Source organism: Sinorhizobium fredii USDA 205 (assembly GCF_001461695.1).
Taxonomy (GTDB): Bacteria; Pseudomonadota; Alphaproteobacteria; order Rhizobiales; family Rhizobiaceae; genus Sinorhizobium; species Sinorhizobium fredii.
In genome coordinates, this window is sequence record NZ_AUTC01000140.1 from 1 (window position 1) to 13439 (window position 13439).

Consider the following 13439-nt stretch of genomic DNA (forward strand, 5'->3'; position numbering starts at 1 on the left):
ATGCGTCCCAAGCACCTGCAATGGCGAGTTTTTCAACGGTATCGGCCGAACTGTGCCATTCATGGTGCCGTCGCAGGACGATGACGGCATAGCCTCGAAACCGATATTTAGGTCCCGGTGCCAAACGCTCGGTTTTCACCGCTAGCCGAGTATACCGCCCGCCGCGAAACGGCCGCCCTGGTACTCGCTGCCTGCGGCGGTCTCTTGATCGCGCTCGATCGCTTCGCGATAGGGCTCGCTCGTATCCTGCGGTTTCCAGCCGAGGAAGTCGGCATGGCCGTTCGACCACCAGGCATCGCGGTTCGCCGAGACGCCGTAGAGCACCAGATGGCCGATCGCCGGCGCCGCGATGAGCTTGTCGACGAGCGAGATGAAGTCGCGGGGGCTCAGCCAGGTGGAGAGCATGCGGCGGTCCTTCGGTTCGTCGAAGCAGCTGCCGATCCTCAGACACGCCGTCTCAAGGCCGAACTTGTCGAAATAGAGCCGCGCCAGATCCTCGCCGAAACATTTGCTGACGCCGTAGAGACTGTCGGGCCGGCGCTCCGCCTGGGCGTCGAGCTGTTCGCCGACCGGATGGAAGCCGATCACATGATTGGAACTCGCGAAGATAATGCGTGGGACGCCTGCCTGTCGTGCCGCTTCGTAGAGATTGTAGGTGCCGAGGAAATTCGCCTGGAGCAACGCATCGAAATTCGCTTCGACCGAGATCGCGCCGAGATGCAGGATCGCGCCGCAGCCACGCACCAGTTCGGCGACCGCCTCCCGGTCGGCGAGATCGCAGCGCACCACTTCCTCGCCGGGCCCGGCAGGAGAGATGTCGACGATGTCCGAGAGGCGCAGGATCTCCGCAGACCCTTTCAGCCTTTCACGCCCATAGCGTCCGAGGCCGCCGCCGGCGCCTGTTACCAGAAGTCGCTTGATCATCGGAATACCTCAGTGGATTTCGGGCTCGGGCAGCTTGTGCGGCGACTGCAGGAAGGTGAAGTCGCAGCCCTCCGGCGCCTGCTGGATATGTTCGGCATGCATCTTCAGATAGCCGCGCGAATAGTCGCGCTCGGGCGGCCGCCATTCCGTGAGCCGGCGCTCGATCTCCGCCGCGTCGACCTCCAGGGTGATCGTCCGGCTGGCGACGTCGAGGGCGATCATGTCGCCGTTGCGGACCGCAGCCAGCGGACCGCCGACATAGGATTCCGGCGCGACGTGCAGGATGCAGGCGCCGTAGCTGGTGCCGCTCATGCGCGCATCGGAAATCCGCACCATGTCGCGCACGCCCTGCTTCAGAAGCTTCTTCGGGATCGGCAGCATGCCCCATTCGGGCATGCCCGGTCCGCCGACCGGCCCGGCATTGCGCAGGATCATCACCGTCTCGGCGGTGACGTCGAGGTCCTCGTCGTTCACCGCCCGCATCATCGCGTCGTAATCGTCGAAGACCAGCGCCGGACCGCGGTGTTTGAGCAGTGCCGGGTCGGCGGCCGCCGGTTTCATCACGCAGCCGTCGGGCGCCAGGTTGCCCTTGAGGATCGCCGTGCCGCCGCGGCCGGCCACCGGGTTGTCGAGCGGCCGGATCACGTCCGGCAGGTGCACTTCGGCATGTTCGATCGCCCCGCCGATCGTGCCGACGACGTTGCGTTCCTCGAGATGGAGCAGCGGCGCAAGTCGCTTCCAGAGGGCCAGGAGGCCGCCGGCATAGAAGAAATCCTCCATCAGGAAGGCGCCGGTCGGGCGGATGTTGCAAAGCACCGGCACCTTCTCCGACATGCGGTCGAAATCCTCCAGGCTCAACCGGACGCCGCATCTTCGCGCCATGGCGATCAGGTGGATCATCGCATTGGTCGACCCGGCCATGGCCATGTGCACCGCCAGCGCATTCTCGAAAGCCTTGGCCGTGAGCAGGTCGGAGGGCTTCAGGTCCTCGAAGACCATCTCGACGATGCGGGCGCCGGAAAGTGCTGCCATGCGCGAATGGCCGGCGTCCGAGGCGGGGATGGCCGAAGCGCCGGGAAGACACAGGCCGAGCGTATCGGCGAGCGCCGTCATCGTCGAGGCGGTTCCCATCGTCATGCAGGTGCCGTAGGAGCGGGCGATGCCGCGCTCCATTTCGCTCCATTGCAGCTCGGTGATCTTCCCGGCCTCCTTTTCGGCCCAGTATTTCCAGACGTCCGAGCCCGAGCCGAGCGGCTGGCCGCGATAATTGCCGCGCAGCATCGGCCCGGCCGGCACGAAGATCGTCGGCAGGTCGACCTGGATCGCCCCCATGATGGTTGCCGGCGTGGTCTTGTCGCAGCCGGCGAGCAGCACGACGCCGTCGACCGGATGCGAGCGGATGAGTTCCTCGACCTCCATGGCGAGGAAGTTGCGGTAGAGCATCGTCGTCGGCTTCACATAGGTTTCGGCGAGCGACATGGCCGGCAGCTCGACCGGAAAGCCGCCCGCCTGCCAGACGCCGCGCTTGACCTCCTCGGCGCGAGCGCGCAGATGCGCGTGGCACGGGTTGATGTCGCTCCAGGTATTGATAATCGCGATGACAGGCTTGGCGGCGATTTCCTGCTGGTCGTAGCCCATCTGGTAGAGACGGGAGCGATGCCCGAAGGAGCGCAGGTCCTTGGCGCCGAACCAGCGGAAGCTCCTAAGATCATCTGGACTCTTGCGTTTGGTCATCGGCGACCTCCTTTGCATTCCCGATCGGCTCGGCTAAATTAGACCTGTTCAGAAAAATGACAGGCGAGACCAAGCTCTTGAACGACGTATCCTTGAAACTGAAGCCGGCGCGGCGCGAACGCCTTGCCGACGTACTTTACGGCCAGATCCTCGAGCAGATCACCAGCGGGCAACTTGTCGAAGGCGCGAAGCTGCCGTCCGAGGCGCGCATCTGCAGCGACTTCCAGGTTTCCCGGCCGGTGGTGCGCGAAGCCTTGATGCGGCTGCAGGCGGATGGGCTGGTGGTCTCGCGCCAGGGGATAGGCACTTTCGTGAAGTCGCGGCCCTCCAACAAGCTCACCGATTTCGCCGCTTCGGCGGAGATCGCCAGCTATCTGAGGGCCTTCGAGCCGCGGTTGGCGCTCGAGACCGAATGCGCCGGGCTTGCCGCCATGCGGCGCACCAAGGCGCAGTTGAACCAGATCGGCGAGGCACTTGCGGCGCTGGAGAGCGCCTTCCAGCGCGGCGAGAATGGTTGGGAGGAGGACTTTGCCTTCCACCTTGCCGTCGCGGCGGCCGCGGGAAACGAGCTTTTCCCGCGCCTCCTGCAAGACCTGCGCGATATAATGAGCGGCTCGATGCGTATGGCGTTGAGCCTTACGCAACAGGGTTCGGAAGACCGGCGGCGCCGGGTCCTTGAAGAGCATCGCAAGATCTTCGTGGCGATCTCCAGCCAGAACGCCGATCTGGCGCGTCTTCACATGCGCTATCACCTGACCGAGTCCCGCGCCCGCGTCACCGGATCTTACGGCGAGCTCTAGGCAGGTGTCCTTCCTGAATCGAAGCGTGGCGGCAGGTCCCACCCCCCTCTGGCCTGCCGGCAATCTCCCCGACAAGGGAGATCGACGCGCCGCAAGCCAAGCGCCCCGAGCACGCTGCGTGCGAGTAGACAGCGCCTGTTGATGGGCACTGCGCGCGCCACATGCATTCTCCCCCCTTGCGGGGGAGATGGCCGGCAGGCCATAGGGGGGTCGGACAACTGCCATCGCCAGTTGCTCGTCAGGCGCGCGCCGACTGCCGTAGCGCGCCTGCGGTCGCGGCCTCGCTCTTTGCCTTCAATTCCTGCGCCGCCTTGGCGATCGCCTCGAGCCGTTCGGCGCCGTCGAGATTGGTGAGGAAGTCGCCGATCGGTCCGGTCTCGCAAATACCGGCCAGCCGCACCGCCTCGTGCAGGACGCGGATCGGCGAATGGGCGTCGCGCAGGTCCTCGAGCGGCAGGAAGCTTTCGCGAATGGCTCTGGCATCGGCGAAACGACCTTCGCGGCCGGCCTTCAGGATCGCCGTCGAGAGATGCGGGGCGACACAGACCGAGCCGGAGGTGAAGGCTGTCAGGCCCATTTCCATGTGGTCGATCGCCGGGCGCTCGCCGATGCCGCTGACGATGCGCTCGCCGGAGCCGACGGCGGCGAGGATTTCGGCGAGATAGGGATCGTTCTTCGGATCCGGACGGACGACCGCATATTTCACCGCCGAGATCGCGCCGTCGCGGAACAGGCGGGCAACGTCGGCCGCCTCCATGAATCCGTCATTCTTGATATAGGCGATCAGCGGACGGCCGCTGATGTCGGCAAGCTTGGAGAAGCCGGACGCCAGGCCGGCCGGGGTTGCCGGAAAGGAGAGCGGCAGAACCATGGCGGTCGGGAAGGCCCGCTCCCGCAGAATGGCGGCCTGATCGGCTGCCTTGCCGAAATCGGCGCCGATCGACGGGATCATCCAGCCGTCGGCCGGCGCGATCTCCTCGAGCAGGTCGAGCAGTCGGCCGAAGTCCACGACGCCGAAATTATAGAGATTGGCGTTGCCGCCATAGAGATAGGTCGTCACGTCGCCCGAGCGCAGCCAGTCCACCTGTCGACGATTCTCCGCCTTGCTTGGTGAGCCTTGTGCGTCACGCGCCAGCGGTGGAACTGAAAGGACGGAGGCGCTGAGGTCGGCCGCGCTGACGGATGTCGTTTTCATGGAAATCTCCTTGGCAAGTTTCTTGTATTTTTATTTTACAAGTTGAGTGGAGGCAAGAGGAATGTTAAGGAAAAACGAGGATGCGAAACATTGAAAATTCTGCGCATTGTCGTGGAGTGCGAAAAGCTGCCTGTCAGATCATGGTGTAAAACATGTCTTTCGACTTGACATTTGAATGCGTGCTGGACCTGCGCTGCGAGGTGGCCGAGAGCCCCGTCTACGACGAGCGCCGCAACTGCCTGTTCTTCGTCGATATCGGTCGGAGCACGCTTCACCGCGCCGATCTTTCCGGGGCCAACCACGTCGAATGGCGCTTGGAGGGCGGCGCCTGCAGCCTCGGGCTCGCGCGGTCCGGCCGTCTCGTCCTGGCCCAGCGCGACGGCGTCGTGCTGTTCGATCCGGAGAGCGGCGCGATCGCCCGGCAGATCGCCGCGATCGAGCCGGAAAGGCCGGATACGCGCCTGAACGACGGCAAGGTGGGGCCGGACGGCGCCTTCTGGGTCGGCACCATGCACGAGGTCGCCGCCGACCGGCGGCCGATCGCCTCGCTCTATCGCTTGACGCAAACAGGCGCCGTCGAGCGCAACGTAGAGAATATCGTCTGCTCGAACGGACTTGCCTGGAGCGCCGACGGCGCCGTCCTGTTCCACTCGGATTCGCGCGGGCCCTGGATCGACCGATGGCAGTTCGACCCGGCGACGGGCGAACTCTCGGGCCGCCGGCGGCTGGTGGATCTTGACGAGGCAACCGGGCGCCCGGACGGCGCGGCGACCGATGTCGACGGCAACTACTGGAGCGCCGGCGTTTCGGCCGGCGTCCTCAATCGCTTCTCGCCTGAGGGCCGGCTGATCAAGGCGCATCCGTTCCCGATGCCCGCACCCACCATGCCCTGCTTTGCCGGGCCGGATCGCAAGACGCTGTTCGTCACCTCGCTGCGCCCGGCCGACAGTGCAAAGGAAAGCCGGGCCGGTGGCATTTTCGTCGCCCGCAGCCCGGTGGCGGGAGCCGTCGTCCATCGCTTCGATGATCGCCGGCTCTGACGTTTGATCTTACGAAGGCTCTTTGAGGGTTCGCTGCAAGGCTCCCCGTACGAGATCGATCAACTCGGAATGGATATCCCCGCGCGATCGGCCATCGCCATCGTCGCAGATCGGATCGACCTCGCCGAACGACTTCAAGAGTTCCGCCCCGCCTTCCTTGCACTCGGGCAGGAAGCTGAAGTGATCGGCGCCGGCAACGGTGGCATAGGATGCATGGGGTGCCAGCGCCGCCAGCCCAGAGGCGATCACCGCCGCAGGAATCGTCCCCGGGCTGCCGAGATTGATGAAGGCCATCGGGATGGCGATCTCCTTCAGGCTCTGCGCGTCATAGGCCTGCGCGAGACCCGGGTCGATCAGCACGGCCGATTTGACGCGCCGGTCGAGATTCGATTGTTCGAAGCGCGCCCGGTCGATCTTGCGCAGGTCGACTTTGTCGAACTCGATTGGTCTGTCGTCGACATAGGCTCTGCCGCCCGCATACCAGGCGCAATCCCATTTCTTGTAGGTATCGCAGTAGCGGGCATAGGCTTCGAGATTGGCCCGGGCGCCGGCGATCTCCATGGCGGCCGCGCCACCGAGCGAGAAGCCGACGACGCCGATGTGATCCCTGTCGATGACGCTGCTGAATTGCGGGTCGGTCGCGAGCCTGTCGATCACGGAGGACAGATCCTGCGTGCGCTCCCACAGCTTCGGCGTGTCGGCGGGGGTCGAGTTGCCGCTGGTCGTACCGGGATGATTGGGACCGGCGACGACAAATCCGGCCTTCGCCAGTTCCGCGGCGAGCCAGCTCATCCCCTGGATGCGGCCGCCCGATCCATGCGACATCACCACCAACGGATAGCGGCCTTCGAGGAGCGGTGCGTTTGATAGCGCCGGCGCGCCGTCGAACACCCGGTTTTCACCCACCAAAACGGCTTCGCCGCCAGGACGGGCGGGATACCAGACGGTGACCTGAAGGTTTCGCCCGCTTTCGGGCGCGGCGATGCGTATTTCACCCACACCGGCTTCGAATGCATGGCAGGGTGCCGCGAATGCGGCGGCGAGGGCAAGGGCGGCAAGAACATGCGAAGGAATCATCGGGAACCTCCAAGGTTGAAGTGACCTGCAAATGATCGCGCATGCCGGGTTCCTCCGCTTCCTAGATCATGATTGAGGTCGTCCCGAATCGCGATTTAGGTCAACATCCGGCCACTGATCGCCACCCGAAGGACATAGCTTGATCTTCCTCCCGCTGCCGTTCGTCGTCGCCTCGCTGCTTGTCATCCTTCTCGTTGCGACGCTGCGCAGCGACGAGCCGCGCAAGGGTCTTCGGCCGTTCCTTGCGTTGATCTGCCTTTGCGCCGTGCAATCGATCATCATGGGCTTGCGATGGGGTTACGATGTCGCAGCTCTCAGATATGTGCTGCCCGTGTTGGCGAGTTGTCTGCCACCGCTGGTGCTGGCAAGTTTCCGCAGTCTGATCCACCGGGAGGCGGGGGCAAGTCGTGCCCGTTGGCTTCACGCCGCGCCGCCGCTTGGAATAATTGCGCTGCTGGTGCTGTCTCCGGCGCTGATCGACGGTGCGCTGATCGTGCTGTTCGTCGGCTACGCGCTGGCTCTCCTGAATCTCGGCCGCACAGGCCCCGATGCCCTGGACGAAGCGCGTTTCGACGGCGTCCACGCGGCACATCGCGCCCTTCTCATCGCCGCCGCGGCGCTTTGTATTTCCGCCCTGTTCGACCTCGCGATTTTCCTCGATTTCCGGTGGAGCAAGGGAGCCAATGCCGCTCTGATCGTGAGCAATGCAAATCTTCTGGCCTTGCTCTTTCTCGGCCCTACCGCCATCGTCGCTGCCCGCGCGCGGCCGCTGCCGGTAGTCGCTTCAAACATTGAACAAGCTGCATCGCTGGCGGCGAAGGATCGTGAAGTCCTCGATCGAATCGATCATTTGCTGGCCGAGCAGCGCTTGTCCCGAGACGAAAACCTGACCTTGTCGCGGCTGGCGCGGCGCGCGGGCGTGCCGGCCCGGCTGATCTCCGGCGCCGTCAATCGCTTGGCGCGCAAGAACGTCTCCCAATATATCAACGACTTCCGCATTGCCGAAGCCTGCCGGCTGCTGCGGGAGACCGATATGCCGGTGACCGCAGCGATGCTCGAATCCGGCTTTCAGACGAAATCGAACTTCAACCGGGAATTCCGACGCGTGACCTCCCTCAGCCCGGCTTCCTGGCGCGAGCGAAACCGGCCGTCGCCACCGTGATCCAGCACACGGGTCCGAGCCTTTGGGGCTTCGAACCACTCTCACTGCCGCGGCGAAAGTGGGTCGGCTCATCCCAAGGAGGTAATGCGATTGGGTTATGAGGACGGACTAAGAACATTAGTGGATACCACTAATCCTATTTGAACCTCACCGCTGCGACCCAGCTTTGCTACCCTTGAACGTTATGTTTGCAGATCGTCAGCGCTGTGCGCGCATGGCTTGTTTGCCAGTCGCGCATGTCCGGAAGGATCAGTCATGGATCATGTAAACAGGTCCGAGGCAACGTGCGACAGCCCTGCATTTCCCTGTGGGGATCAATGCGCCGCGGCAGCTCCATGTCATCGCGCTCGCCAGGCCCCATTGAGCGCCACGCTCAGGGTCGTTCCGTTCTGCCTCATGATGCTGCTTGGGTCTCCCGCGAAAGGTGGGCCACCCACTGACGACAGGCTAGCCCCGCAAGATACGGTCGAGATAAGTGTTTCTGGATGGCATACCTTGCTTGGCGGCGTAGTCGAGGCGGCGCTGCTTAACGACACTTTTACGATCGGGACAGGTGGGACGCTCGAACTTCCGGAAATCGGACGCCTGCCCGCGGCAGGTTTACGCGAGAGTGAACTGGCGAAGCTGATAGCCGATCGCTTGCAGGCCAGAAGCGGCAGCGACCAACGTCCGGCCACAACCGTCCAACGACGAACACCGGCGCCCCGAGTGCCATCATCGCGGGTGACCACCCCTGCCGAGCGGCCTCCGCCTGCAGCGCAGCTGCGCATCGCGGAGCCCGCAGCGACGAAGCAACTACAAACTCTGGAATCCGAACAGTCCAGGGTGCAAGTCTTGCTTAGTGACCTGGCGGCCGCTCGTATGGAGCTTGAAAAGGCTCGCGGAGAAGCGCGTGCAGCGCGTCAGGCTGCTCGCGACGCCTCGATACGGCACAATCGCAGCCTTGCTGCCGAGCGCCAACGCGCTGCCACCGTGACGCAGGAACTCAATGCTGCGCGGGCCGATCTCGAAGCCATGAAGGTTCGGCTGGAGCACGAAGCGAATGCGGCGCGAGACTGGGAAACCGCGGTAGCCACGGTCACGGAGGCTCGTGAGTTGGTCGCCCGCGACCGCGCCAAACGCGCCGAGCTGGAGGAAAATCTCCTCACCGCGCGCAAGGAAGTCGACGCGATCAAGACCGGCGCGCTATCGGCTGGCCGTCAGCGTGAGGACATTCTCCGCCGCGATTTGGCTGCGGCCAGACGCGACCTTGACGCCACGCGGCGCGCCGCCGACGATGCTGGCGCGCAGGCGCGAAAGCTTGCCGCTATGGTGGCTGAACAAGGACGGGCTCTTATAAATGAGCGCCGGAGAGCCGAAGGCTTCGCGCGCGACCTGACCATCATGCGGCGCGAAATCGAACGTCTGGAGACCAAGTCGGCTGGAGCAATCCGGTCAAAGGCTGCTGCGCTCAGAGCGCGCAATGCTGCGGTGGCGTCGCTGACTGATGCCAAACGAGCACTTGATGAAGAGCGGCGCAAGCTTGGAGCCTACGAACGCGATCTCGCCGTGGCCCGCCAATCGGCCGCGGCCCTGGTGGCCCGCGCCAAGCTGGCGGCGGAGGAGCAGGCCGCCGCCGTGCAGGCTCGAACGGCTGCCGAGGCCGCCGCAATGCGGACCGGGGAAGCGCTCGCATTGGAACGCGAGAAAGGAAGATCGCTTGCGCGTGGTCTCGACACTGCTGCGCTCAGAGCGCGCAGTGCTGCGGAGGCGTCGCTGGTCGATGCCAGGCGGGCACTTAATGAAGAGCGGCGCAAGCTTGGAGCCTACGAACGCGATCTCGCCGTGGCCCGCCAATCGGCCGCAGCCCTGGAGGCCCGCGCCGACCTGGCGGCAGAGGAGCAGGCCGCCGCGGTGCAGGCTCGAAAGGCTGCCGAGGCCGTCGCAATGCGGACCAGGGAAGCGCTTGCGTTGGAACGCGAGAAGGGAAGATCGCTCGCGCGCGATCTCGACGCTGCTCGCCAAGAACGCGACGCGGCAAGGGAGGAATTGGTTCGGAGCTCGGCGGCGCGGAGCGAGGCGTTCGGAGACGAGCGCGAACGGTCGAATGGCCGCGGCCTTGCGGTGGAGCGCAAGGAAGTCGACCTCCCCAAGGGGAAGGCTGAGCGCCCCACCGCAAGCATCGAGCGTAGACGGAACGTGCGCGACGGCAATCACGCCAATGAACGTGCCAAGCCAGTAGCGCGGAAGCGCGCCGGATCGGCCGGGGGAGGCGGGTCGCTGGAAATCCGCAAGGTGGAGCTCGGCAAGCCAGCACCCTCCGTTCGATCGGCGACGGTTCTGCTCCCGGACGCGCTGCTTCCCAGACGACCGCCGATGCTTGGCCGCTGGTAGGTGGAATGCATTTTTGAGGATAGCTTGGCCTAAAGAAGAGGAACCCGGTGATGCGTAAGCACTTAGTTGCCACATTTTTGATCGCAGTCGCGATCGGGCCCGCATCGGCTCTTGCCTTAGGCCTTGGCGTCAAGGTCGGTCCGGTCGGCGTCGGCGCTCAAGTGGGGATCAACAAAAGCGGCGTCTCGGCGGGGATCGGCGCGGAGGCCGACGGAGTAGGTGGAGTAAAAGGCGGAACCTCGCTCGGCAAGGGAGGATCCAGCCTTGGGGTCGGCGGCAATCTCGGCCGTACGAGTGGCGGCATGTCGGTGGGATCCGGTTCGAAGGCCGGGTCATCGGGCGGCGGCGGCACAGCGACCGGTTCCGGGGCTGCTTCGGGCGGTTCGGCCGCGGGCTCTGGGACCCGGCCGTCCAGCGGTGGCGCGACCGCGGGGTCTCAGTCACCAGGGGCTGGCGGTGCCAACACGATCACCCGCATTGCCCCGGCAACGAGCGCGCGAGCATCCATCGTTCTGCCACGCATCCTTTGGCCGTTGAAGAAGCGCGCCGGGCACGAGCGAGGCGAATGGGGCTACCCCATACGCCTGCCATTGACGATTGCAGCGGTTCCTGGCACTCCAAACACCGTCGTGCGCGCCTGCCAACGGGCGATTGCGTCGGCTGCGTCACCGCTTGGCGCCGTGCGCGTGCGTGCGGCAAGCGCCGGTTCCCTGCTCCGGCACCGCAATGGGGCGCTCACGGCGCCGCTCGCCGTCAGCATAGACTATGCCGGTCAAGACGGCATCCAGGTCCGTCAGGCGCGAATCAGGTGTCGCCTCGATTCGTCCGGCAGGGTCATCGCGGTGATCTAATTTAGGCACCCATCCCCAGGCGGCAGTGCCCGGCCGGCCTTCTGGCCAACCGGGCAGGCAGGGTCACGCGTTCAGCGATTTTGCGAATGGCATGACGCGAATCCGCTTGCCGAGCGCCTTGTAGGCGGCATTGGCAACGGCAGGGCCGATCGGCGGAACGCCGGGCTCGCCGATGCCCGAGGGCGGGTTGGCGGAGGCGACGATGTGGACCTCGACCGCCGGCATCGCATCGATCCTCAGCGGCGTGTAGAGGTCGAAATTGCCCTGGTCGACCTGGCCGTCGGTCAGCGAGATTTCCTCGCCGAGAATGGCGCTCAGCCCGAAGCCGATGCCCCCCTCGACCTGGGCGCGGACCTGGTCCGGATTGACCGCCAGGCCGCAATCGACGGCGGCGACCACCCGTTCGACCTTGATCTGGCCGTTGCCGTCGGTCGAGACCTCAGCGATCTCGGCGACCACCGAGCCGAAGCTCTCAGCGATGGCAACACCGCGGAAGCGCCCTTCCGGCAAGGGTTTCTGCCATCCTGCTTTTTCCGCCGCGAGCTTGAGGACGGTCGCATGGCGCGAATCCGGCTCGAGCATGGAGAGACGGAATTCGACCGGATCGCGTCCTGCCGCCTCGGCGACTTCATCGAGGAAGGTTTCCGCGGCGAAGGCGGTGTGCGTCGAACCGACCGAGCGCCACCATAGAACCGGAACGCCGACCTCCGTGCTCGTCAGGCCGACCGTCTGGTTCGGAATGGCGTAGGGCAGGTTGTTCGCGCCCTCGACCGAGGTCGGGTCGACCCCGTTCTTGACCATGCCCTCGAAGGCCGTCTTTGCCACGATGGATTGACCGACGATGTGATCGGTCCAGGCCACGAGTTTTCCGCCGTCGTCGATGCCGGCCTTGAGGCTGTGGACATAGGCGGGACGATAGCGGCCTCCCCGCATGTCGGCCTCACGCGTCCATTGCAGCTTTACCGGCGCGCGGAAACCGATGGCCTTGGCCACATATACTGCCTCGACGACAACGTCACCGTCGAACACGGCCCGCCGGCCAAAGCTGCCGCCGGTCTTCATCACGTGGAGGCGGACCTTCTCCGCAGCGATCCCGGCCACATCTCCGGCGAGTTTCTGGTAGACGTCCGTGAACTGGTGCCCGCCCCAGATCTCCAGCGTGCCGTCGTCGTTCATGCGCGCGACCGCGTTCAGCGGTTCCATCGCCGCATGCGCCAGGTAGGGGAACTCGAAGCTCGCCTCGATCACCCTGGCGGCCTTGGCAAATTCAGCCTCGGTGTCACCGTCCTTGCGCGCGACTGCCGCCGCCGGCTTCTTCACGAGGTCGCGATACATGGACATGATCTGCTGCGTTCCACGCTTTTCCGCACCTGCCTCGTCCCACTCGACGGTGACCGCTTCGCGTCCCTTGATCGCCGCCCACATGTGCTCGCCGACCACCGCGATGCCGCGCGGCGTTTCGACCACGTCCACCACGCCCTTGACGGCGCGCGCGGCAGAGGCATCGAAGGACTTCACCTTTGCGCCGAACAGCGGCGGGTGGATCATCACGGCGGTCAGCATGCCGGGCAGCTTGACGTCGATCGTATATTGCTCCGTGCCGTTTGCCTTGCGGGCGCTGTCGAAGCGCTTCAGTTCGGAATTGCCGATCAGCTTCCAGTCGCTTGGCTGCTTCAGCTTCACCTCGACCGGCACCGGCAGCGTCGCCGCCTTGGCGGCAAAGACGCCGAAACCGCCGCTGTTGCCGGAGGGATGGGAGAGAAGTCCGTTTTCCACCGTGATCTCCGCCGCCTCGACGCCCCATTCGGAGGCCGCAGCGGCGACCAGCATGGCGCGGGCCGCAGCGCCCGCCTTGCGGTAGCGTTCCCATGAGGTCACCATAGAGGTCGAGCCTCCGGTTCCCTGCATGGCGCCGCCAAAGGCGACATTGCCATAGGCCTGGATGCTGCCGGCGGCGCCCTTCACGTCGATGGTCGACCAGTCGGCATCGAGTTCCTCGGCGACAAGCGTGGCAATGCCGTTGTAAGAGCCTTGACCCATCTCGAATTGGGAGGAAAGGACGGTCACCTTCCCATCTCCGTCGATCGTGACATAGGGGGAAAACGCATGTGCGCCACTCGGCGTCGCCGTTTCGCTCGCTGCTGCTGGCGACGCAGAGAGAAGGTGAAAGCCGATGGCAAGGCCGGTGCCGGTCGCCAGCGCGCCGATCAGGAATTGCCGCCGCGACGCTTCGACGCGTGCGGCGGGGAGGGTAAGCGATTGCATCAGTTTCGGTAGCATGGC

10 protein-coding genes and 1 pseudogene are annotated in these 13439 nt (G+C 65.0%); 6 read left to right on the forward strand and 5 right to left on the reverse strand.

The genetic code is table 11. The features are described 5' to 3' along the window. Window positions 1–141: 141 nt before the first annotated feature. A complete protein-coding gene (locus tag N181_RS16470) occupies window positions 142–924 on the reverse strand; it encodes an NAD-dependent epimerase/dehydratase family protein (RefSeq protein WP_081319005.1) in 783 nt (260 codons plus the stop codon). A 9-nt stretch (window positions 925–933) separates the two neighbouring features. Further along, window positions 934–2658, reverse strand: a complete 1725-nt coding sequence (araD, locus tag N181_RS16475) for an L-arabinonate dehydratase (protein WP_037436088.1) — start codon at window positions 2656–2658, stop codon at window positions 934–936. Window positions 2659–2735: 77 nt separating this feature from the next. On the opposite strand from araD, the gene N181_RS16480 reads away from it, so the two are divergent. Next, on the forward strand, window positions 2736–3458 hold the full coding sequence (locus tag N181_RS16480) for a FadR/GntR family transcriptional regulator (RefSeq protein WP_037398987.1): 723 nt from the start codon (window positions 2736–2738) through the stop codon (window positions 3456–3458). A 238-nt stretch (window positions 3459–3696) separates the two neighbouring features. Here the strand turns inward: N181_RS16480 and N181_RS16485 are convergent, their stop codons facing one another. After that, the gene (locus tag N181_RS16485; protein ID WP_037436089.1) at window positions 3697–4653 is read right to left on the reverse strand and encodes a dihydrodipicolinate synthase family protein; all 957 of its coding nucleotides are present in this window, start codon (window positions 4651–4653) and stop codon (window positions 3697–3699) included. A 152-nt stretch (window positions 4654–4805) separates the two neighbouring features. On the opposite strand from N181_RS16485, the gene N181_RS16490 reads away from it, so the two are divergent. Next, on the forward strand, window positions 4806–5693 hold the full coding sequence (locus tag N181_RS16490) for an SMP-30/gluconolactonase/LRE family protein (protein ID WP_060563596.1): 888 nt from the start codon (window positions 4806–4808) through the stop codon (window positions 5691–5693). 9 nt (window positions 5694–5702) lie between these two features. On the opposite strand, the gene N181_RS16495 is transcribed toward N181_RS16490, so the two are convergent. Beyond that, a complete protein-coding gene (locus N181_RS16495) occupies window positions 5703–6770 on the reverse strand; it encodes an alpha/beta hydrolase family protein (protein ID WP_037436094.1) in 1068 nt (355 codons plus the stop codon). Between the two features lie 139 nt (window positions 6771–6909). On the opposite strand from N181_RS16495, the gene N181_RS16500 reads away from it, so the two are divergent. From N181_RS16500 to N181_RS16510, 4 genes and pseudogenes are all read left to right on the forward strand, one after another. Continuing rightward, window positions 6910–7932 (forward strand): helix-turn-helix domain-containing protein, encoded by a 1023-nt coding sequence (locus N181_RS16500; protein ID WP_037436095.1) that lies wholly within the window; start codon window positions 6910–6912, stop codon window positions 7930–7932. Between the two features lie 399 nt (window positions 7933–8331). Continuing rightward, window positions 8332–8604, forward strand: a pseudogene (locus N181_RS34815) (polysaccharide biosynthesis/export family protein); the annotation flags it as partial. Window positions 8605–8766: 162 nt separating this feature from the next. Further along, window positions 8767–10305: a coiled-coil domain-containing protein gene (locus N181_RS16505; protein WP_234885896.1), complete on the forward strand. Its 1539-nt coding sequence runs from the start codon at window positions 8767–8769 to the stop codon at window positions 10303–10305. 50 nt (window positions 10306–10355) lie between these two features. Continuing rightward, window positions 10356–11156 (forward strand): hypothetical protein, encoded by an 801-nt coding sequence (locus N181_RS16510; protein ID WP_037436102.1) that lies wholly within the window; start codon window positions 10356–10358, stop codon window positions 11154–11156. A gap of 63 nt (window positions 11157–11219) precedes the next feature. Here the strand turns inward: N181_RS16510 and N181_RS16515 are convergent, their stop codons facing one another. Then, window positions 11220–13436, reverse strand: coding sequence for a xanthine dehydrogenase family protein molybdopterin-binding subunit (locus N181_RS16515; RefSeq protein WP_037436705.1), 2217 nt, complete (start codon window positions 13434–13436; stop codon window positions 11220–11222). Window positions 13437–13439: the final 3 nt, after the last annotated feature.